A 22,794-nucleotide genomic window follows, 5' to 3' on the forward strand; every position below is an offset into this window, starting at 1 on the left:
ATCAGTCTTCAGTCATTTCTCCAGTAAGCCATTTTTTGAATATTGGAATTCTGGATTTGCCAATGCTGATATCTAAAATTATTTTGCTGAATTTATGGGCCTAAATAGAATTGCTTTAAAAGATTATTTTACTCTGTTAGCGAAGTTAATTCGCCCCTGTAATGAAGTCTAATGATTAAAGCAAAAGGAAAGATACTGTTATTAAGGTTAGGGCTGCCAGGATGATCAAAGCGCTCAGTAGTTTTATACTATTTTGTACCTGATTATATTCTTTTTTAAACTCCGCATCCTGCTGAATTAATTTTTTCATATCCTCTAAATCAATTCTATAAAAATATAGGAATCTCCGAGAAATTAAAATACCTCTTTAGTGGTATAATCAATAAATTACATAAAAAAATCCCTCATCAGGATGATGAGGGATTTTGGAAAGGCGTAGTCTTAACGAAAGATTGCAACCATAATAATGGTAAAAAGACCTATACATATAATTGCACCCCTTATAATTCTTACCTTTTTCTCCATTGATGTGTAGAATTTATTGAATTCTTCATCTTTTTGAGATAATGATTTCATAATCAGTAGATTTGGGTAAATCAAAGATTGTTAATTAATTCCTAATAACCAAACAAAAATGGTGTTTTATCGTATTTATTTGCATTTAATCGATTAAAAGTATATGCGGAAATTTAAATACGAAGATAATATCAGTTTGAGGATTTAATAATTTAATCTTCTACCCGAAGTACGAATCCTTTCTTATGAAGATTTCTGATCTTAATAGTTGGATCTGATTTTAAATATTTACGTAATCTGGAAATAAATACATTCAAACTTTTCCTATTAAAATAGTCATTCTTGCCCCATAGGAGATCGAGAATATCTTTATGCGCACAAAGTTGATTTCGGTTTTTCAGGAGATATAGCAAAAGTTCATTTTCTCTTGCTGTAAGAACAGTTTCTTCATTTTCGAAAATCAGTTTCTGGTTTTTGGAATCAAAAACATAGGCTCCAATCTGGTGAATTTCTTTCTGTAGGTCCTGTTCAATATCTGATGGATGTAATCTAGAAATAAGAACTTCAATTCTTGTGACCAGTTCTTCTTCATCAATAGGTTTTTTTAAATAATCCATCGCTCCGAGAGAGAAACCTTTTAGCACATCCACTTTTAATGACCTTGCCGTAAGAAAAATAAATGGCGTCTTTGGATTTTCAATCTTGATCTTCTTTGCCAGGTTAAATCCATCAATATCGGGAAGCATAACATCCAGAACCACCAAATGAAAATTATGATTTTCCAGATTTTTTAATGCTATTTCACCATTTTTAGCCCAGCTTACATCAAAATCTTTGATCTTTAAATATTCAGATAACAAATAACCAAGGGATTCGTCGTCTTCTACTAAAAGTATTTTGTTTCTCTTATCCATCTAAGGGAATTAATATAGTGATTTTAGTGCCTTTATTTATTTCGCTTTCCACCCTGATTTTTCCATGATGCCTTTTTACGATCTGCTGCACATAACTAAGACCTAAACCATAGCCTTTGGATGGGTGAAGATCACCTTCTGAAATACGATAATATTTTTTGAAAATGTTTTTCCTCTCTTTTTTAGAAATACCTTTCCCATTATCTCTTATTTCAATCTTTAGTTTATTTTCCTTTTTACATGCTTTAAGATGTATTTGTGGATCTTGAGAGTATTTCTTGGCATTATCAAGAAGATTGGAAATTGCGTTTTCAAAATAAAAGGGAGCGGCTTTTACCATGTAATTCCCAGGTTCCAGATCATAATTGAATTCAAAATTTTCAATTTCCGAAAGACGTTTAAAGTTTTCGCACCATTCTTCAAGATATGGTTTAAGATCTAACTTTTTTAACTGCATCAAATTTTTAGATTCCAGACTCGCAAGTCCCAGAACCTGTTCAATATGATTATTCAGTCGCGAAATTTGTTTTCTTATCTCTGCTATAATTGGTTTCTGTTTTTCGGAACTATCTTTTTCAAGAATTTTAGTGGCCACACCTATAGAGAAAACGGGAGTTTTTAATTCGTGGGTAAGATTATTTATAAAATCGTTGGTTATTGTGATAAGGTCACGTTGCCAGAAGAATAATCTTAGCATCCATATCATTACAAAAATAATGATCGCCAGAAAGATCAATCCGGGGATTAGTAATCCGTTTAATTGTGATAGAAAATAGGAGTTAAGATCCCTGAATTGAAGTTCCAGAACAAGGCCTCTATTCAGTTTATCGGGTAAATAACCTTCAAGAGCGATGGGATATTTGATCAGATTCTCATCATTTTTAAAACTTGCAGGAGATTTCAATTTTATCAGGCTGTCTTTTGAATACAGCTCAAAAGAGAAATCTGTCGTGACTTTGTTGCTTTTTAGGCGATCTTCTATAATGTCATAAATATAATATCGGGAAGCCTCCTTCAGGCTATCTTCACTTAAACTGAAATAACCTTTATTATTATAAGATTGAGCGATTAGAAAACTTAATTCATTTTGATTTCCAAAGATATCCTTCAGATCTTTGGAAGTATTTTCAAGTTTTTGTTCAAATTGAATTTTTGCAAGGTTAAGACCTATCCTTAAATATTGGTATTGTACTACAAAGAGTCCAACAACCGAAATTAGAAAAATGCCTATATAGAAGATCCTTGCTTTCAAAATCGATTCTATATTACTAAAATTTTTGTTGCCAGCCGGAAATTAGGTTTTTATTAATCTGATTAACCTTTCATTAATCTTTTTCGCTTCTCATTACCATAAACCTGCCTACTTTCGTTTTAAATTGCAGTATAATAATTACTCATATTACAAAGTTGACCCGCTTTTTGCAGCTCGAAGTAAAGTAAGAAGTCTAAGGTTTAAATTAGAGAAAGTATTAAAATAAAGTTTTAGTTGGAATCAAAACGAAATGATAGCTCTGGATTTTCCGGAGCTTCATTTTTTTAGAGCTTCAGGAAAGCTTAGGATTTTTGTTCTTTTAATAATTGATATATTTCATTTGCCTGATTGTAATGTCTCTTTTCATGACTAATCAAGATCTCAAAAGCCGTTTCGAGTTTGTAAACTATATTCTTATTTGCGGGGGATGAGATAACTGCATTTTCTTTTATATGATGTTCAGTACTTAGAATTTCCTCTTTCAGTTTATTCTGATGAGTTTCAAACCTATTCAAAATCTCTTTCGAAAAATTACTTTTGCTTGGTTGCCATAATGGAAAGGTTTTCATCTTTTTATTTCTATCCGGATTCACAGATTTCAGGATCAGATTTCCGAAGAACTTAACCACAAAACCGAACCTCGCAATAAAAGGTAGATCATAATTCCCTCGGTTTAACCGTTCAAATCCAGGAAAATAAGATTCGTTTAGAATGATGAGGTGTTCCATATTTTCTGCAATACTCCAGGTCTCCGGCCCCGGTTTCCAGTTTAAATCATCTTCACTGAGCGGACTAAAGGAATTTAGAAACATTCCGGTAAGCCTGTCAATTTGATTCGCCCAATCTTTCATAAGTGGATATTGATAATACTAAAGATAAAAAAAGCCCCTTTAAAAAAGGAGCTTTTTTTGATATTGAAAACCTGTAATCAGGAATTGTATTTTAGAAGATATATCTCAATCCTACCTGCGCTTGCCATCTTGACTGAAGGCTGAAATCGTTCGCAAACGTTCTGCTTTGATTTCCGAAGGTATAAACAGGAGAATTATTTTCATCTACTGTAACACCAAGCGGCTGATCGTTCACAGGAATCTGGATCACACCCCAATCAGAATTCAATAAGTTCCCGAAATTAAGAATATCAAGACTTAACTGGATGGTATTGGTTTTCTCACCAACCTTGAAATTATAATCTTGTAGAAGTTTTACGTCCCAACGTCCTCTCCAAGGGCTAAGAATTCCGTATTTCTCAGCATAATCACCACGATTTCCACTCAGGTATTCATCCTGCTGAATAAATTGTTCGAAGGCCTGTCTTTGTGCTTCCTGCTCTTCAATACTACCAGAGAAGGTATATTGCTGAAGTTCAGACTGAGTTGGGATATAAATAAGATCGTTCAATACAGACCCGTCATTATTGATATCTCCTGAATATGTGTAAGAGAATCTACCTCCCTGAGCGTATTCGTAAAATGCACCAATAGAAGTTCTCCAACGATCATCTTTTCCGTAGTTGAACTCTTTGTTCAATTGTCCTACGATTCTGTGCTTATCACCATATCTTGAAGGTGTGCTAACTGCTCTGTTCACATTTCCTAAAGCAGGATTTCTGTCGTAAGCATCACTTGAGATCTCAGCATCAAGAGAGCTTGCATCTTCAGACTTTAAATAATTATAGGCGATACTTGCATAAAAATCCTTTTCAAAGCTCTTAGCAAGCTTTACAGACCAGTTGAAAGAGTATCCCACATCTGTATTGGTGAACACATAAGCATTTGTAACTCCACCAAATTCATTTACTGCTCTGTCGCTGTTAAGGTAAACCGGACGGTTATCTACGCCATTAAGAGTTCCTGTTGGAGTGGCAAGACCATAGTTTCTTACCATCTGAGCGTTGATATCTTTAGTATAGATAAGATCGGTTGTTGCTACAAGTCCGTTTTCAAATCTGTAATCTGCTCCTAAACTGTTTCTCCAAACCTGAGGGAATTTAAAGTTTGGTGCAGTAGTCTGGTAAAAGTAGAAAGCCGGGTTAGCAACCTGGTTCCCGATCCATACGAAAGGAAGTCTACCAGTAAAGATACCTGTACCACCACGTAATTGTAATTGATTATCACCCATTACATCCCAGTTAAATCCAAGTCTTGGAGACCAAAGGATGTCATTAGAAGGTAATTCAAGACTATTCAGATTAACTGCATCGCCATTCTCATCATAGTAAGTGATTCCTGGTTGGTAGTCACCATTAGGGAAAGTCCCACCAGCTAAACGATCAATATTTTCACGAATCTTATCTTCTGTATCAAAATATAAAGGCTTGTCTACACGAAGACCATAAGTAAATGTAAAATCATCATTGATCTTCCATCTATCCTGTGCGTAAAATGCAAGCTGACCTACATTAGTTTCAGCAAGTGCCCAGCTATCATTAGCACTTCTGTCATCATAAATATTTTGAGCATTATTCAACGCTGCTTCAATTGTACCATTATTGATAGCATCCTCAAAAGAAGTTCCAGGGCTGTTAGGATCTATTCTAACACTTGTGAAAGCATCAAAGAAAGTACTTACAGGTCCTGTCCCAAGATCAGCATTACCATTATAATCGTATGCTCCAAGATTGAATGAGTTATCAAAATCAAATCTTTCAAAACTACCTCCAAAAGTAAAAGTATGATTACCAGAAACTACGTTAAGGTTATTCGTGATCTGGTAAACATGTTGCTCTAATCTGTTATTGATAGAGAATGGTTCATGTCCGGCTACGATATATCTAACTCCATTTTGCTGAATGTTGATAGGAGGTGCAGGAGCAGAGAAAGGATCACGACTATCATCAAAGAAAGTGTATCCTGCCTGGAATTTATTAGAAACATTATTTCCGAAACTTGAATTCAATTCAACCAACCATGAGTCGATCTTGTTATTGATGGTGTATCCGGAATTTCTGAATTGTAAAGTAGTAAGGTCTGGACCTCTTCTACCAATTGCTTCCGGGTTTGCCGGAAGATCTCTTGAAGCATCCAGGAAATTGTAGATGAATGCCATTCTGTGATTCTGGTTGATGTTCCAGTCTAATTTCAGAATACCTTTTGTAGATCCGGTCTCATGAGTATAGCCTTCATATGCGCCAGTCTCGTAACCTAAAGAACCTAATTGAGTAGAAACATATTCAAGGTCTTCAGCAGTTACTCTGGAAACGTTAGATCCTGTAAGACCAGGTCTGCTAGCTACAAAGTTAGATCCAAGATCTTCTCTATCGTCTTTTTCGAAATTGGCGAACACGAATAATTTATCCTTAATGATTGGTGCTCCAATACTAAATCCATATTGAGCTTGTTTAAGGTCTGGTACGATAATGTCATCGCCGGCAACTTTGCTACCAGTCATATCTTCATTACGGTAAAATCCGTAAACAGTTCCTTCGATCTCGTTAGTACCACTTTTAGTTACAGCATTTACAGACGCTCCTGTAAATCCTGCCTGAGTTACATCGTATGGTGCAGTAGAAACCTGGATTTGGTCTATCGCATCAAGAGAAATTGGCTGTGCGTTGGTCTGACCTCCCGGTGTTGCGGCATCAAGTCCGAACGGGTTATTGAAAATAGATCCATCAAGACTGAAGTTATTAAACTGGTCGTTTCTACCTCCGAATGAACCATTGCTGGAAGCTGTTGGCTCTAATCTGTAGAAATCTGAAGCAGATCTTGAAATGGTTGGCAGGCTTTTCAGTTCTTTTCTACCAATATTAGTTTCGGCACCTGTACGATCACTGTTAATGATCTGATTCTTGGAACCTGTGATTACTACGGCATCAAGCTGTGTAGCATCAGAAACCATCTCGATGTTTACATTATAGGTTTGTCCTAAATTTAATTCTACACCTTCTAAAACTGAAGTTTTGAATCCAACATAACTTACAGAGATCTTGTAGGGTCCACCAACTCTAAGGTTCAATAATCTGAATCCTCCGTCAAAATTAGTAACCGCTCCATAAGTTGTACCAGTAGGGGTGTGTACGGCAGTTACATTAGCACCTGGAAGCGGGGTATTTTCCTCGTAAAATACATCTCCACTTATCTCGGCTGTAGTAACCTGAGCTTCGGCTGTTACGATGTTAAACATTGCTATTGCAAATAGCAGTAAAAGTCGTTTCATGTGTGATTGTGTTGTGTTAAATAAAGTTAAAATTTTTGCAAAAGTAAGCTTTCTTAACTTGCTGACATATTATTTTCTAAACAAATTTAAGGGTATTAAGATGCTGATAATCAATATTTTAAAATTTCACAAAATTAATGTTATTTGAACGTATTAGGTGTAAAAAAGAAAACCCCGCCAGTAATGGCAGGGTTTCTTCACCGAAGGGTAAAAGCTAATCACTAAAAAGCATCTTTCTTGGATAATTTGTTTCTTCTAGTTTGTAGGTCTGTATTTTGGAGAGAAAGTGGAATGTTTTCCTTTTCAACTCCCAGACTTAGCATATGATCTACAGTATTTTTTTTAACGCAATCTTCCATAGATCTCAATTTAACCCGATAACAGGATTTTCTTATATACATTTTATCTCCATCGAACAATTTTGAGGTAATATCAAGATCTATAAGATTTCCATTAATTCTACTGGAGAGATAATAGTTGAATTTTATGTTCTTCTTTTGTTTTAAAGGCAACCCAGCAATTTCAGGGGTATTGTAATGATCTCCCAGTTTTAAGTATTTCATCTTGGTTAGATTTGTTATATAAATATAGCCTTAAAGATCTGTGTACTTTAACTCTATTCCTTTTTATAATAATGCAAATGACTGTAAATCAACTGTTTTGTTGTGTATGGTATAATTCGGTTTCAGATTAAAATCCGGTATTTAACCTAACTGCAAAGAGTTTAATACCTTTAAATAAAAAAAAAATGAGCTTCAATAAATTATTCAGTTTTCTAAGAGAATTAAATAAGAATAATCACAAAGAGTGGATGGATTCCCATAGAAAGGAATATCATGAAGTAAGAGATTTTTATATCGACTGGCTCAACCAGATGGATATCAAACTTTCTAAGGTAGATCCTGACTATTCTCCAACAACTGGAAAGCAAGCGCTAAACAGGATTAATAATAATTTACTTTTTCATCCCAACAAGCCGGTTTATAAGGATCATTTTGGTGCAGGGCTGGACAAGGAAAAAGGAAAAGGAGATTTTTATATTCATATTGGTATTAATGAAAGTTTTGTGGCTGGGGGAATTTATAAGCCGAAAAAGGAAACGCTTGATAGTATTAGAGCTGCCATAGACTACAATGGAGAAGAATTCAAAAGGATCCTGAATAAAAAGTCTTTCCAAAATACCTTTGGCGGATTAATGGATGCGGAACAACTCAAGACTTCTCCTAAAGGATATTCCAAAGATCATGAACATATAGACCTGCTTCGCAATAAAAGTTTTGCGGTGGTGCACACGCTCACTCAAAAGGAAATTATGAAAGATGATTTCCAGGAGAAGCTTGTCAAAATTTATAAGGAAATGCTACCTTTCAGGAGTTACCTGAATAAAGCAATAACCGTATAAAGAATTTTTAATGGAACTGAAGTCGTATGTTAGGGAAATTCCCGATTTTCCTAAAAAAGGAGTAAGCTATAAAGATATCACCCCGTTGCTATTAGATCATGAAGCGATGAATTTAGCCGTGAAATTATTCATGAATAATCTGCCTCATGGTAAAATAGATAAGGTTGTGGGAATAGAATCCCGCGGATTTTTCTTCGCTACTCTTCTGGCTGATAAACTGAATGCTGGTTTTATTCCTGTTCGTAAACCCGGCAAGCTTCCTTATAAAACTCATTCGGAAAATTATGAATTGGAATATGGGAGGGATACACTGGAGATTCATGAAGATGCCATAAAGATGGGAGAGAGAATTCTACTTCACGATGATGTGCTGGCTACTGGTGGAACTGCGGCTGCTACGTCCAGGCTAATCGAAAAATGTGGAGGAGAGATTGTTCAATGCAATTTCCTGGTAGAACTAGAATTTCTGAACGGGATAAGCAAGTTGGATAAATTTGAGGTTTCTTCCCTTATAAAATATTCCTAATCTAAAGAGTTTTTCGTGACCCATAATTTCCAGCCTATTAATGCCATTTGAACTTTACTGGCATTACGTAAATCAAAATCCTGATCTGTAGAATATTTAGGAAGTACTTTCTTGTTGATCTTCGCTAAGGTTTTGAAAATTTTTTTCTTCATATCAGGGCTGGTTTATTCCAAATATATCAAATAATTAAATGTCAGTTTGTTATAAAAAAACAAAAGCCGCAGAGATGCGGCTTTTGTTTATTCATAATTTAAATTATCTTGTCTTTATGAAAATTCCATTTTTTTCTGAAAAGCCAATACTAATTTTTGGAATTCCGTCTGTATCATCCCAGTTTGCGGAAGCTTTTTGATCATCATTTTCAACTGAAACCTCGATTTTTGTTATTTCATTATTTGAATTTCTTTGAATACCTGAAAACTGGACTTTCATTCCAGTTGATTCCAAAATAGATGTTTTTAAAGATTCTAATTTGGAGTCGGAATAATTTTTTTCAATCCCAAATACGACAATTTCAGGTTTTTTATTTGTGGCTTTGTATCCGGAAGCTTTTGTTTTTATAATGATCACTCCGTTCTCGGCTTTTTTGCCATATTCTCTAATTGCCATTCCACCTTTAAGTACGTTGATGGCTGCGATCTCTTCAGGTTTTATAGAATTAACAATAAAATCTTTTCCCATAATTTCATCATCAACCACATATATAGGTGAATTATCCTGTGTCTGGACATATACTTTATTGGAATCGTTTTGAATCCATACCGCTTGAGAATTATTTTTTGATTTTGTCTTCAATTCCATTATACGGGCAGTATTTTCTGAAGATGGACTCATGGCGCGAACTTTCACTTTTGGGGAAGTTGTAAAAACTCTGGAGTTAGTACCACGCATTATCTGAAAATCACTTTTTGGTGAAAATGAATTTGATGTTGCGTTGATATACTTAACACCAGAAACATTTCCCGAGCCAAATGAATAAGGTTTAACAAAGGCTTCATTAGAATTTTTAGAAGACCTTATTTCGATTATAGAAGGTTTTCCATTTTCTCCAACAGAAAGAAATTTTCCGCTAAAATCATTAGATAGCTCCTGGGCCTCTTTCAATTTCTTGTCAAAATTCTTTATAATGGTACCATCAGGAATAATTACAGCTCCATTCTCTCCCTTATTTCCATATCTTTTCATGGCTTCAGAAGCAGGAATAAAATTCAATCTCGAATTTAAGGCGATATACTTATTCTCCAGTCTGGAAGATTTGTACTCTTTATTATTTATTACATAAAGAGGATCTGCGCCAATCATACTGGCAGGATTTCGCCTTTTACTGTTTTCAATTTCAATAAAGTGGACCTTTTCCGGTTCCTCGTCTGATATTACTTCAATGGTCTCAAAGCTCTCCTGTTCTTCGATAACTTCAGCTTCTTCCTCTATTTGCATCTTCATTTCTTCTGTAGCTTCAGGCACTTTATTTTGCTCTGTCTGTTGATTGTTTTCCTGAGCTGTAATGATCATTGCTTCAGATTTTACATTAAATAATAACATAAAAGCTAAAAGTAAAGGAGTTATCAGGCTTAACTTCCACGCAGGACTGTTTGTTGATGATTTTTTGTTTAACATAAGAATTCGTTTTTTGATAAATGATTGATAAAAATGATTAGTAAGCGCCGGCTTTAGGTCGGCAATAGAAACTTTTATTAGTGCATGCTGATAATCTTTAATTTCTGATTTATTTTTTACTGTCTCACGGTCTGCGATAAATTCCAGGTTTTGTTCTATACTTTTTTTATAAAGCCAGGAGAACGGGTTGAACCAAAGTATGCAGCTTGTGATATTGGCTATAAGAATATCTGCTGAATGAAATTGCCTTGCATGAACTCTTTCATGATCAAGAATTAAATGGAGATCCTTTTTAGAATGTTTTTCAGGATTAAAAATGATAAAATTGAAAAATGAAAATGGTAATTGATTTTCAGATGTCTCAAGATATTTTAAACCTGCAATTTTTCTAAATCTGTTTGAAATTAGAATATTGACCACAGATAGTAATTGAAACAGCAATCTCAACAGGAAAAAACCTGTTACCAATAAATAAATTATTCCTGTTATTTGCCACCAATCTATAGATGTCTCTACCGGCGTAGTTGTAACAAGAGAAGGATCAACACTGAAATTGAAATCCTGGGAACTAGCCTGGATGTATACTTTCTTTGTAAAATAAATGGCCGGAAGTATACCAGAAGTTAGTATGCCTGCCAGAAGATATTTTCTGTTCAACTGAAAAGAAGTTTCCTTTCTTAGCAAGAAGATATAGCTCAGGTAAAAGATACCGAGCAGGGCAGAAGCTTTAATAAGATAAATTAAAAGGCTTTCCATTATTTCTTCTCATTTTCAATGATATCGAGAATCTCTCTCAACTCATCTGCGCTTATCTTTTCCTCTTTAGCGAAATATGAAACTACGTTCTTGAAGGAATTATCGAAATAACGCTTTGTTGCCATATTCATGAATTGCTTGCGATACTTTTCCTTAGTGATCACTGGAAAATACTGATGAGTTTTTCCGAATGCTTTGTGAGAAACATATCCTTTTTCTTCCAGGTTTCTAATAATGGTTGAAACAGTGTTGTAGTGTAATTTCTGATCGTTCAGTTCCGGCAAGACTTCTTTTACAAAAGCTTTTTCCAGGTCCCAGAGAACTCTCATGATCTCTTCTTCTTTATTGGTTAATTTCTCCATTATATGTTCAGATTTCAATTGTAGATTTTAAATATAACGAAAAAAATAGTTTTAAAACTAAAAAAGTAGTTGTTTTTTGTTTCAGGTCTTTTTAAATGCATTTCTGCTATCTTCGCAAAAAAAGTTTTATGAGCATTGTATTTCTACTAATTGGCTTTGTTTTACTGGTGATAGGAGGAGAATTTTTAGTTCGATCTTCAGTAGCGCTTTCCTTGAAATTAAATATTTCAAGAATGGTGATAGGTCTAACGGTAGTTTCTTTTGCAACTTCAGCTCCGGAATTACTGGTGAGTCTCCAGGCTGCTATTGAAGGTTTTTCAGATATATCTTTAGGGAATGTAATAGGATCTAATATTGCTAATATCGGTTTGGTGCTCGGGCTCACCGCATTGGTTTCGCCCTTGCTGGTAGATAGAGATTTTTACAGGATCAACTGGCCTGTTATGATGGTATTTTCCATAGTTCTCTATTTCTTCCTGATGAGCAATAATGAATTGTCACGTATTGAAGGTGGAGCTTTACTTTTAGGTCTTGTAGGTTATTTAATTATTCTTATAAAACGTTCCAGAAGAAAAGATAAAGTAATTATTGAGGAAGTTGATGAATCTTTGCGCGATGTACGCGGATTTAAAATGACCATCTGGTTGATAATAGGAATGGTAGCACTTTGGGGCGGATCGGAACTTCTGGTGAAGGGAGCTGTAGATCTTGCTACTCAATTGGGAGTTAGTGAGCGTATCGTGTCAGTAACCGTTATTGCCGTAGGTACCAGTGTTCCCGAACTTGCAGCTTCACTTATCGCTGCTATGAAAAAGGAGAAGGCAATGTCTCTCGGGAATCTTATAGGTTCTAATATTTTCAATATCGCCTCGGTACTTGGTTTAACTGCTTTGATAAAACCTATCGTAGTTCAGTCTTCGGAAGTTCTTACCAATGATATGGTCTGGATGCTTGGAATCGCCTTTATTTTATTACCATTATTAATGATCCCTAAAATGTCTGAAATGGGTAGGAAAGAAGGTTTCGCCCTTATCGTAGGATATTCAGTATTTATAATACTTACTATTATATAGTATTAAAGCCATCCAGAGGGATGGCTTTAATTTTTCTTTTTCAATTTAAGTTAAACGCTTACTGCAACATCTACAGATTCTACTGTTTTTATAATTCTTGCAGCAACCTTGTATGGATCGGCATTAGAAGCTGGTCTTCGATCTTCCAGCCATCCTTTATAGCCTTTTTCAACAGTAATAATTGGAATTCTTATTGAAGCTCCACGGTCTGATACTCCATAACTGAAATCGTTTATGGAAGCTGTTTCATGTTTTCCGGTAAGTCTTTCATCATTGTATTCACCATAAACTTCGATATGTTCTTTGGTAACCGGTCTGAAAGCTTCGCACACCTGATCGTAAATCTCCTTAGATCCAGCCGTTCTCAATAAGGTATTGGAGAAATTACAATGCATACCAGATCCATTCCAGTCACCTTTCACTGGTTTTGGATGGTATTCAATATAATAGCCATACTTTTCAGTTAGCCTGTCTAAAAGATAGCGTGCTACCCAAACTTCGTCACCAGCTTTTTTACCTCCTTTGGCAAATACCTGGAATTCCCACTGTCCGCTGGCAACCTCTTGATTGATACCTTCAAAATTGATACCTGCTTCGAGGCAAAGATCTGCATGTTCTTCAACCAGGTCTCTTCCATGAGTATTTCTTCCGCCTACAGAACAATAGTACATTCCTTGTGGTCCAGGGTAACCTCCCATTGGGAAACCTAATGGAAGCTGAGTTTTTGCATCCATAATAAAATATTCCTGCTCAAAACCAAACCAGAAATCTTCGTCTTCATCATCTATAGTCGCTCTTGAATTTGTTTCATGAGGAGATCCATCTGGATTAAGAACTTCAGACATAACCAGGTATGCATTCTTACGTGCTGGATCTGGATAGATCGCAACTGGTTTTAATAGACAGTCTGAAGATCCACCTTCAGCCTGTTTTGTAGAAGAACCGTCAAATGACCAAATCGGGCAGTCCTTTAGTTTTCCACTAAAGTTGTCTTCGATTTTTGTCTTACTACGCATATTTTGGGTTGGATAATATCCATCCAGCCAGATGTACTCAAGTTTTGCCTTACTGCTCATAATTAATGAATATTTAAATTGGATGTTAAAGATTCAAAAATATTAATTTAATCTTAAACCCCTTTCGTGTCGGGGTGTCAAAAACAAAAAGGAAGTTAATTTTTATTTACACCCTATTTTTTTAGGGGTAAAATTTAAATTTTAGCATTTTTTAAGGTTTAAATCTTTAAAAATTCAACACAGAAATCCTATATTCGCACCTTCAAGCCGGTTAACGATATGATTTTCGGCTTTTTACATTTCAAAATGTATTAATTAAGGTAAAACACAACTTAAATATTCAATATGTCAACTTTACGATTTCAAGCTTTAAAAGAAACTTTAAACCGAAAGGCTGTTAAGGTAGAAGAGCCTTCAAGAAGGTCAGAGATCTTCTCTAGTAATGTATTTAATGAAACTGTGATGAGACAGTTTCTTACTAAAGAGGCTTATACTAATGTGATAGATGCCATGAATACGGGAAAGAAAATTGACCGTAATGTTGCAGATCATATTTCTACCGGAATGAAGGAATGGGCTATCTCTAAGGGAGTTACTCATTATACTCACTGGTTTCAACCATTAACCGGAGCTACTGCAGAGAAGCATGACTCTTTCTTTGAGCCACTAAGCGAAGGTATGGCGGTTGAAAAGTTTGGAGGCGGATCATTAGTTCAGCAGGAACCAGATGCATCTAGTTTCCCGAACGGAGGTATTAGAAATACTTTTGAAGCTCGTGGATATACAGCTTGGGATCCTACATCTCCTGCATTTATCTGGGGAACAACTTTATGTATTCCAACGATCTTTGTTTCTTACACAGGAGAGGCATTAGATAATAAAACACCATTACTTAGAGCATTACAGGCTGCCGATCAGGCTGCTACAGATGTAGCTAAGTATTTTGATAAAAATGTGAAGAAAGTAAATGCTACTCTTGGATGGGAGCAGGAATACTTTCTTATAGACTCAGCTCTTGTAGCATCAAGACCAGATATTACACTTACAGGTAGAACACTACTTGGTCACTCTCCTGCAAAAGGGCAGCAATTAGATGATCACTATTTTGGATCTATTCCTTCAAGAGCGATTGCTTTTATGATGGATCTTGAAATCGAGTGTATGAAATTAGGTATCCCGGTAAAAACTCGTCATAACGAGGTTGCACCGAACCAGTTCGAACTTGCTCCGATTTTTGAGGAGGCAAACCTTGCAGTAGATCACAATTCATTGATCATGGATGTGATGAAGAAGGTAGGAGAAAGACATAATCTTGCAGTATTAATGCATGAAAAACCATTCGCCGGAATAAACGGTAGTGGTAAGCATAATAACTGGTCATTGGCAACAGATACTGGAGTGAACTTATTATCTCCAGGTTCAACACCAATGAAAAACTTACAGTTTCTTACATTTTTCGTAAATACGATCAAAGCGGTTTATGATAATGAGGAATTATTGAGAGCGGCTATCGCAAGTGCTTCAAACGATCACCGTCTGGGAGCAAACGAGGCACCACCAGCAATTATTTCAGTATTTATCGGTTCACAGTTAACTAAAGTACTTGACGAACTTGAAAAAGTAACTGATGGAAAACTTTCTCCACAAGAGAAAACTGAATTGAAGCTTAACGTAGTTGGTAAAATACCGGAAATTCTACTTGATAATACAGATAGAAACCGTACATCTTCTTTCGCGTTTACAGGAAATAAATTCGAATTCCGTGCAGTAGGATCATTAGCCAATTGTGCCGGAGCGATGACCGTATTAAACAGTATCGTTGCTAAGCAATTAAAAGACTTCAAAGTTGAGGTTGATAAGCTTATCAAGGATAAGAAAATGAAGAAAGACGATGCGATCTTTAATGTACTTAGAGAATATATCAAGAAGTCTAAGAAGATTCGTTTTGAGGGTGATGGATACGGAGAAGCCTGGGAAAAAGAAGCTAAAAAGCGTGGTTTAAGTAATAACAGAACTACGCCGGAAGCTTTAAAAGCTCAGGTTAGCAAGAAAACGATCGCTCTATATAAAGAATTAGGAGTGATGAATGAGACTGAGATCGAAGCTCGTCACGAGATCGAATTGGAGGAATATGCGATGAGAATTCAGATCGAAGGTCGTATTCTTGGAGATATCGCCAGAAATCATGTGATTCCAACTTCTATTCGTTACCAGAATATTTTAATTAAGAACGTTCGTGGACTTAAAGAGATCTACGGAAATGAATACGCAAGACATGCTAAGGAGCAATTAGAAATCATTGAAAGCATTTCTGCACACATTGCCAGCATTAATTCTAATGTGAATGCGATGATCGAAGCAAGAAAAGTTGCGAACAAGATTGATGATGCTGAAAAGAAAGCTTTTGCTTACTGTGATGATGTAAAACCATTCTTTGAAGAGATAAGATATCATTGTGACAAACTTGAGTTATTGGTAGATGATGAACTTTGGCCATTGACCAAGTATAGAGAAATGTTATTCACAAGATAAGTTTCTTTTAAACTGAAATTTTAAAAGCCACGCACAAAGCGTGGCTTTTTATTTTAAAATATCCTGATTATTTACGAGAACTGTTTAAACTAATTATCTTTGAGACCTCTAAGAAAAAGTCATGAGTAAAGAAGTAAGTAAGCGATATTCTGGAAGAGGTGTTTCAGCCGGGAAAGAAGATGTGCATAATGCTATTAAAAATGTAGATAAAGGGCTATTTCCAAAGGCTTTCTGTAAGATCGTTCCAGATCATTTAACCGGTAGTAATGATCATTGTTTGATCATGCATGCCGATGGTGCGGGAACAAAATCTTCACTTGCCTACATGTACTGGAAGGAGACCGGAGATATTTCAGTTTGGAAAGGAATAGCACAGGACGCTTTGATCATGAATATTGATGACCTTCTTTGCGTTGGAGCTACAGATAATATTTTGCTTTCTTCAACGATCGGTCGGAATAAGAACCTGATTCCGGGAGAAGTTATTTCAGCTATAATTAATGGTACCGAAGAATTGATCGCCGAATTAAAAGATTTTGGAGTAGAAATTCATTCTACCGGAGGTGAAACTGCAGATGTTGGTGATCTAGTGAGAACTATTATCGTAGACTCTACGGTAACAGCAAGGATGCAGAAAAATAAGGTTATAGATAACGCTAATATCAAGCCCGGTAATGTGATCGTAGGACTTTCTTCCTTTGGGCAGGCCTCTTATGAAAAAGAATATAACGGCGGAATGGGAAGCAATGGATTGACATCAGCTAGACATGATGTTTTTTCAAAGGTATTAGCTGAAAAATTTCCTGAAAGTTTCGATAGTTCAATTCCGGAAGAATTGGTTTATTCCGGTACAAAAAAACTTACCGATAAGGTTGAGAATAGTCCTATCGATGCCGGAAAATTAGTATTATCACCAACAAGAACATACGCGCCTATAATTAAAAAGATCCTTAATGACATAGGAAACGAAAAGATAGATGGGATGGTTCACTGTAGTGGTGGTGCACAAACAAAGATCCTTCACTTCATCGATAAGAACCACATCATTAAGGATGATCTATTTGATACTCCTCCTCTTTTCAAATTGATACAGGAAGAAAGCAAAACCGATTGGAAAGAAATGTATCAGGTATTTAACATGGGCCATCGTATGGAGCTGTATGTTGATGAGAGTGTTGCTCCTGAAATTATCAAGATCTCCAAATCCTTTGATGTAGATGCAAAGATCATTGGTAGAGTAGAGGCTTCAAAATCTAAAAAGCTTACCATAAAAAGTGAACATGGAAATTATGAATACCGTTAATCATAATTTTAAATTTACTTCCTTATTACATAGAATTTAGGTTTTTTTGAGAATTATTATCTACGCAGTAGATTACACGAAATCATCAATGAAAATCTGGCTAGCCCTAATCACGGGTATACTTATCGCCGTCAATCTTTTGGCAATCTATTATTTAGATCCGTTTATAGACAGGTGGTTCAGGTTTTTGACTACAGCAATTTTTCTTTTAATTTTTCTTTTCAAAAGCGTTAAAAGCTACCAGTTACTAGCTGTTTTTGCTTTGTTGGTGATTTGCGATGGGCTTCTTGTTTTTTATGAAATGCCTGTTGTGAAGTATTTCGTTTATATCGTTAGAATTTTGGCGTATCTCAATTTGATATTGCTATTAATGCCGAAACTTTCAAAACTTAAATTCAATTTAATTACCATTGTTATCGCATGCTTTATCGTGGCGATAGATCTTTATGTGTTACATGTAATGGCAGAAACACTTCCCGGAAGCCATCAAAATACATTATTTATCAGTTTATTTTATTTACTGGGAATTCTTTCCTTAGCTCTCGCTGCAGCGTCGCTCTCTTATCTCAATAGGTATGCAGACGGAAAAGGTTTTTACCTTGTGATCGTCTCTTTAGGTTTCGTGCTTTCAGACATATTTTACTACAATGCTCATTATTTACAATTCACCGAATTTTTCTATTTGGATAGATTAGCCAATATCATTGGAGTGGCATTTTTACTTGCTTTTGCCATAAACTCAAAGAATTCGAAAAAATCTGCAGTTATCAATTAAATTAATTTCAGTTTTTTAAAACCAACTTTCTGATTTTTACGTAAGTATTTCTGATCAACCAAATTATCATGTTACCGAAATCTCTAATGTCAGCAATTACGCTGATACTTTTACTGGCCAATTTCTATATCATATTTGAATATGATCAGGAACTAAGTAGATGGGCGCGTTTAATTAGTACAGGAATTTTCCTGCTCATTTTACTTTGGCAAAAAACTTATGGTAAGAGAATGTTAAGCGCATTTTTCTGTCTGTTAGTTTCTGATTTGTTATTGTTCTACTACGAAAATTCCATTGCCAACACGGCTACCTTTTTAATGAGAATTTCAGCTTATACTTTACTGGTACTGGTCGTAGTTCCTGAATTAAAAAAACTTAAAACTAACTTATTTCAGAAGATTTTATTTGTGGTGGTGTTCTTCCTGAACTTAGGAATGCTGTACATGCTGGTGGGTATGGTGCCTGGGCAGTACGTTTATCCAGGCCTGGATGTCTTATTTTATATTTACGGAGTTTCTATGATCGCGATGGTGATCGCGGCCATTTCCTATAGTAACAGGTATTCAGATAGAACTTCTTTCTATTTTACGGCAGCAACTCTCTGTCTTGTCTTTTCAGACATCACTTCTTTTATCGCTTACTACCTCGAATTCTATGAGTTTTATTTTCCCGATAGATTTTTCTATATTCTCGGAATTGCAGGACTTGTAAAATTTACATCTTTTGCCCGCAGTCATGAGGCTGTAGCTGAAATGGAAAGCCTTTAAAGCTTTCTCTGAAATTTCAGGCAAATTATCGTAAATTTGCTATCCTAAATTCAGTAGTAATATATGATTGAGAGACTTAATATCGTAAAGCAGCGGTTTGACGAGGTGAACGACTTGATTATCCAGCCGGATGTGATTTCAGACCAGAAGCGATATATTGAATTAAATAAAGAATACAAAGACCTTAGGGCTTTGATGGACGAGCGTGAGAAATACATTAGCTTGACCGATAATATTAGCGAAGCTGAAGAAATAATTTCAGACGGGAGCGATCCTGAAATGACTGAAATGGCCAAACTTCAATTAGATGAAGCTAAAGGGCAACTTCCTGAATTAGAGGAAAAGATCAGAATGATGCTTATTCCTAAAGATCCTGAAGATGGTAAGAACGTAGTGATGGAAATTCGTGCGGGTACAGGTGGTGATGAAGCCAGTATCTTTGCAGGAGATCTATATCGTATGTATACCAAATATGTGGAGAGCAGAGGCTGGAGCCACAATATCGTGGATTTTAGCGAAGGTACCAGTGGTGGATTTAAAGAGATGATCTTTGAAGTTTCTGGTGAAGATGTTTATGGGACTATGAAATTTGAAGCTGGTGTACACCGTGTTCAACGTGTTCCTCAAACAGAAACACAGGGGCGAGTGCATACTTCAGCAGCAACCGTTATGGTGCTTCCCGAAGCAGAAGAGTTTGATGTAGAAATAGATCCGAAGGATGTAAGAATAGATTATTTCTGTTCATCTGGACCTGGAGGTCAGTCAGTAAACACCACTTATTCTGCGGTACGTCTTACTCACGAACCAACTGGATTGGTAGCACAATGTCAGGATCAAAAATCTCAACATAAGAATAAGGAAAAAGCTTTCCGTGTACTTAGATCAAGATTATATGAAATGGAACTGGCTAAGAAGATGGAAGCCGATGCTGCCAAAAGAAATTCGATGGTTTCCAGTGGTGACCGTAGTGCAAAGATTAGAACCTACAACTACGCGCAAAGTCGTGTGACCGATCATAGAATTAATCTAACACTATATGATCTTTCCAATATCATTAACGGAGATATTCAAAAGATCATTGATGAACTTCAGTTGGCTGAAAATACAGAGAAGCTAAAGGAGAATTCTGATATCCTATAAACCCGAAAACGGAAAATTTTTATGACATCACAGGAACTGACGGAGCAGATCTTTAAAAAGAAATCATTTTTATGTGTAGGCCTGGATACAGATCTAGAAAAGATCCCAACCTATTTGCTTTCCGAAAAAGATCCTGTGTTCAGTTTCAATAAAGCGATCATAGATGCCACGCATGAATATTGTGTGGCATATAAACCGAATATCGCTTTCTATGAAGCTCTTGGAGTTTCCGGTTGGAAATCGCTTAAAAAGACTATTGAATATTTACACTCTGAATATCCAGATCTATACACCATAGCAGATGCAAAAAGAGGTGATATAGGGAATACATCAAGAATGTACGCCAAGGCATTTTTTGATGATCTGGGCTTCGATTCGATTACCGTGGCGCCATATATGGGAAAAGATTCGGTGGAGCCGTTCCTGGAATTCACGAACAAACACACGATCCTTTTGGCTCTCACTTCAAATGAAGGTGCTTTCGATTTTCAAACTTTAAAAACAGGAGATGAAGATCTATACAAGAAGGTGATCAAAACTTCTAGAACCTGGGAGAATTCGGAGAATCTAATGTATGTTGTTGGAGCGACTAAAGCCGAATACCTGGCAGATATAAGAAAGATAATTCCAAATAATTTCCTGCTGGTTCCTGGTGTTGGAGCTCAGGGTGGAAGTCTGGAAGAGGTTTGTAAATACGGATTGAACAAGGATGTAGGTTTGCTGGTAAACTCTTCCCGAAAAATTATTTACGCTTCAGATTCTTCAAATTTTGCTGAAATAGCCGCTGCCAAAGCTGAAGCAATGCAAAACCAGATGGCAGTAGAATTAGAAAGATTGTAAATCAATTATGGAAATTCAGGATCAGTTAGGTAGAAATCTAAAAATTGAAACTGCTCCAAAAAGAATTATATCGTTGGTTCCAAGTCAGACGGAACTTCTTGTGGATCTCGGGCTTGAAGAATCAATTATTGGAATCACTCATTTCTGCGTTCACCCTTTTCATTTAAGGGATACAAAAACCACGCTGGGCGGAACTAAAAAAGTAATTTTTAGAAAAGTAAGAGAACTTGAACCTGATATCATCCTTTGTAATAAGGAGGAGAATACGAAGGAGATGGTTGAAGAATTAGAAAAGATTGCACCTGTTCATATTTCCGATGTCGCAAATCTTAGTGATGTCTATGATTTGATGCAGCAATACGGTAAGATTTTCAATTGTTCAGAATTGGCTGAAACCATGGTAAATTCCATTAAAAAGAAAATTGATCATTTGGCCGAAATGGCTGAAGGCTCTGAAAAGAGAAAAGTTGCTTATTTTATATGGAACAATCCATTAATGGTGGTTGGTAGAGGCACATTCATAAATGAAATGCTAGAGTTGAATAATTTTGAAAATGTTTTTGAAGAGAAAAGATATCCAGAAACAAATGCTGAGGAATTAATTGAAAAGGATATTGATATTTGTATGTTGTCTTCAGAACCTTTTCCATTTGAGGAAAAACACATACCAGAATTTAATAAGTATTCTTCTGAAGTTTTGATTGTGGATGGGGAGTATTTCAGCTGGTATGGTAGCCGACTCTTAAAAGCGCTGGATTACTTTAAGCAGTTTCACCTCTAGTTTCAACAAGGCTGCAATCCATTCTTCTTAACTCCGCAAGAATCTTTCTGGCGCGAGCGTTAAGTTGATCGCTTTTCTCCTTATCTATTAGAGCTATTTTATAAGCACGCTGCATTAACCTTGAATATTTGTCACACAAACGTTCTTCTCTGGTTTTATTTTCAAAAATTCTAAACATAGCAATTTTTAATCTAATCATTCTTCATCAATCCTTTCGTCTGTCAACAAAGCTACACAGGAAGCTGCTTATAGAATTATAACGCGTAGTTAAGTTTCTTTTAAAATAGACTGGTAATCAGACTAAAATTGTTAAAAAATTATAGAATGTGAGAAAAAGCCTATCTATCCTGTAACGCGAATACACGTTTTAGAAGGTCTGTGGTTCTGGCGGCTAGCGAATTTCTTATGTCCTTTTCTTCCTTTGCGATCATAAGAAAAACTCCATCAAGTGCTTCATTCGTTACATAATCCGGAAGATCAGGATTTACATTGGAAGTTATAGGTAAAGAGTTGTATTTCTGAATGATATTTTTCCAGACCTGAGTTGCTCCAACCTTGTCCAGGGAATTACTGATAATTGGATTAAAGCGGCTGTATAATTCCTGTTCCGTCTTTCCATTTAAATAAGAAGTAGCTGCGTCTTCAGGGCCAAGTAGAATATTACGAGCATCTGCAAAAGTGATCTGAGTAACGGCGTTTGCAAAAACCGGAATGGCTTCACTAACTGCATCTTCGGCAGCGCGGTTCAGTACTTTTAAACCTTCATCTGCTAGTGCATCTAAACCAACATCTCTGAGTGTCTTATCTACTTTTTGCAGTTCTGGCGGTAGGCTAATTCTAACCAGTTCATTCCTGAAAAAACCATCTTCTTTCGCCAGGTTGGTAACTTCTTTATCTATTCCAAATTGCAATGCCTGCTTAAGACCTGAATTTATTTCGGAATCTGATACTCCATATTCCTGAGGTAATTGTGAGGCAATTTGTTGCAGTTCAGCACAAGAGGATAAGAAGAATAAACTAGCGAGTAAAAAGATCTTTTTCATGGTAAAATTTTGAATCAAATA

The 22,794-nt window shown here is 35.9% G+C and carries 21 protein-coding genes; 10 read left to right on the forward strand and 11 right to left on the reverse strand.

The window, feature by feature from the left end; translation table 11 throughout:
- Positions 1-728: 728 nt before the first annotated feature.
- From RE431_RS03090 to RE431_RS03110, 5 genes are all read right to left on the reverse strand, one after another.
- Positions 729-1,430, reverse strand: a complete 702-nt coding sequence (locus tag RE431_RS03090; RefSeq protein WP_309560486.1) for a response regulator transcription factor — start codon at positions 1,428-1,430, stop codon at positions 729-731.
- Complete coding sequence (locus RE431_RS03095; protein ID WP_309560487.1) at positions 1,423-2,682, reverse strand: sensor histidine kinase; 1,260 nt, start codon at positions 2,680-2,682, stop codon at positions 1,423-1,425. The genes RE431_RS03090 and RE431_RS03095 overlap by 8 nt, the downstream gene beginning before the upstream one ends.
- A gap of 302 nt (positions 2,683-2,984) precedes the next feature.
- On the reverse strand, positions 2,985-3,533 hold the full coding sequence (locus RE431_RS03100) for a DinB family protein (protein ID WP_309560488.1): 549 nt from the start codon (positions 3,531-3,533) through the stop codon (positions 2,985-2,987).
- A gap of 91 nt (positions 3,534-3,624) precedes the next feature.
- The gene (locus tag RE431_RS03105; protein ID WP_309560489.1) at positions 3,625-6,840 is read right to left on the reverse strand and encodes a TonB-dependent receptor; all 3,216 of its coding nucleotides are present in this window, start codon (positions 6,838-6,840) and stop codon (positions 3,625-3,627) included.
- A gap of 221 nt (positions 6,841-7,061) precedes the next feature.
- Entirely contained in the window at positions 7,062-7,403 is a 342-nt protein-coding gene (locus tag RE431_RS03110) for a hypothetical protein (RefSeq protein WP_309560490.1), read from the reverse strand.
- 185 nt (positions 7,404-7,588) lie between these two features.
- Here RE431_RS03110 and RE431_RS03115 point away from each other — a divergent pair, with 185 nt between their 5' ends.
- On the forward strand, positions 7,589-8,242 hold the full coding sequence (locus tag RE431_RS03115) for a DUF2461 domain-containing protein (RefSeq protein WP_309560491.1): 654 nt from the start codon (positions 7,589-7,591) through the stop codon (positions 8,240-8,242).
- Between the two features lie 10 nt (positions 8,243-8,252).
- On the forward strand, positions 8,253-8,768 hold the full coding sequence (locus RE431_RS03120) for an adenine phosphoribosyltransferase (protein ID WP_309560492.1): 516 nt from the start codon (positions 8,253-8,255) through the stop codon (positions 8,766-8,768).
- Here RE431_RS03120 and RE431_RS03125 read toward each other — a convergent pair.
- From RE431_RS03125 to RE431_RS03135, 3 genes are all read right to left on the reverse strand, one after another.
- Positions 8,765-8,920: an SsrA-binding protein gene (locus tag RE431_RS03125; RefSeq protein WP_309560493.1), complete on the reverse strand. Its 156-nt coding sequence runs from the start codon at positions 8,918-8,920 to the stop codon at positions 8,765-8,767. The two genes, RE431_RS03120 and RE431_RS03125, sit on opposite strands and share 4 nt — an antisense overlap.
- Before the next feature lie 103 nt (positions 8,921-9,023).
- Entirely contained in the window at positions 9,024-11,141 is a 2,118-nt protein-coding gene (locus tag RE431_RS03130) for a M56 family metallopeptidase (RefSeq protein ID WP_309560494.1), read from the reverse strand.
- Positions 11,141-11,503, reverse strand: coding sequence for a BlaI/MecI/CopY family transcriptional regulator (locus RE431_RS03135; protein WP_309560495.1), 363 nt, complete (start codon positions 11,501-11,503; stop codon positions 11,141-11,143). The genes RE431_RS03130 and RE431_RS03135 overlap by 1 nt, the downstream gene beginning before the upstream one ends.
- Before the next feature lie 128 nt (positions 11,504-11,631).
- Between RE431_RS03135 and RE431_RS03140 the strand changes: the two genes are divergently transcribed.
- Entirely contained in the window at positions 11,632-12,576 is a 945-nt protein-coding gene (locus tag RE431_RS03140) for a calcium/sodium antiporter (RefSeq protein WP_309560496.1), read from the forward strand.
- Between the two features lie 50 nt (positions 12,577-12,626).
- On the opposite strand, the gene RE431_RS03145 is transcribed toward RE431_RS03140, so the two are convergent.
- Positions 12,627-13,652, reverse strand: a complete 1,026-nt coding sequence (locus tag RE431_RS03145) for a glutamine synthetase beta-grasp domain-containing protein (RefSeq protein ID WP_309560497.1) — start codon at positions 13,650-13,652, stop codon at positions 12,627-12,629.
- A gap of 285 nt (positions 13,653-13,937) precedes the next feature.
- Here RE431_RS03145 and RE431_RS03150 point away from each other — a divergent pair, with 285 nt between their 5' ends.
- From RE431_RS03150 to RE431_RS03180, 7 genes are all read left to right on the forward strand, one after another.
- Positions 13,938-16,124: a glutamine synthetase III family protein gene (locus tag RE431_RS03150; protein WP_309560498.1), complete on the forward strand. Its 2,187-nt coding sequence runs from the start codon at positions 13,938-13,940 to the stop codon at positions 16,122-16,124.
- Between the two features lie 121 nt (positions 16,125-16,245).
- Positions 16,246-17,427, forward strand: coding sequence for an AIR synthase related protein (locus RE431_RS03155; protein ID WP_309560499.1), 1,182 nt, complete (start codon positions 16,246-16,248; stop codon positions 17,425-17,427).
- Positions 17,428-17,515: 88 nt separating this feature from the next.
- A complete protein-coding gene (locus RE431_RS03160; protein ID WP_309560500.1) occupies positions 17,516-18,202 on the forward strand; it encodes a hypothetical protein in 687 nt (228 codons plus the stop codon).
- Positions 18,203-18,288: 86 nt separating this feature from the next.
- Positions 18,289-18,969, forward strand: a complete 681-nt coding sequence (locus RE431_RS03165) for a lysoplasmalogenase family protein (protein WP_309560501.1) — start codon at positions 18,289-18,291, stop codon at positions 18,967-18,969.
- A 63-nt stretch (positions 18,970-19,032) separates the two neighbouring features.
- Complete coding sequence (gene prfA / locus RE431_RS03170) at positions 19,033-20,109, forward strand: peptide chain release factor 1 (protein WP_309560502.1); 1,077 nt, start codon at positions 19,033-19,035, stop codon at positions 20,107-20,109.
- 21 nt (positions 20,110-20,130) lie between these two features.
- A complete protein-coding gene (pyrF, locus tag RE431_RS03175) occupies positions 20,131-20,949 on the forward strand; it encodes an orotidine-5'-phosphate decarboxylase (RefSeq protein WP_309560503.1) in 819 nt (272 codons plus the stop codon).
- Positions 20,950-20,956: 7 nt separating this feature from the next.
- The gene (locus tag RE431_RS03180) at positions 20,957-21,730 is read left to right on the forward strand and encodes an ABC transporter substrate-binding protein (protein ID WP_309560504.1); all 774 of its coding nucleotides are present in this window, start codon (positions 20,957-20,959) and stop codon (positions 21,728-21,730) included.
- Here the strand turns inward: RE431_RS03180 and RE431_RS03185 are convergent.
- Positions 21,711-21,908, reverse strand: coding sequence for a Lacal_2735 family protein (locus RE431_RS03185; protein ID WP_309560505.1), 198 nt, complete (start codon positions 21,906-21,908; stop codon positions 21,711-21,713). The genes RE431_RS03180 and RE431_RS03185 overlap by 20 nt on opposite strands.
- Positions 21,909-22,068: 160 nt before the next feature.
- Positions 22,069-22,773, reverse strand: coding sequence for a DUF4197 domain-containing protein (locus RE431_RS03190; RefSeq protein ID WP_309560506.1), 705 nt, complete (start codon positions 22,771-22,773; stop codon positions 22,069-22,071).
- Positions 22,774-22,794 lie beyond the last annotated feature (21 nt).

Source organism: Christiangramia sediminicola, from assembly GCF_031344135.1.
GTDB classification, from domain to species: Bacteria; Bacteroidota; Bacteroidia; order Flavobacteriales; family Flavobacteriaceae; genus Christiangramia; species Christiangramia sediminicola.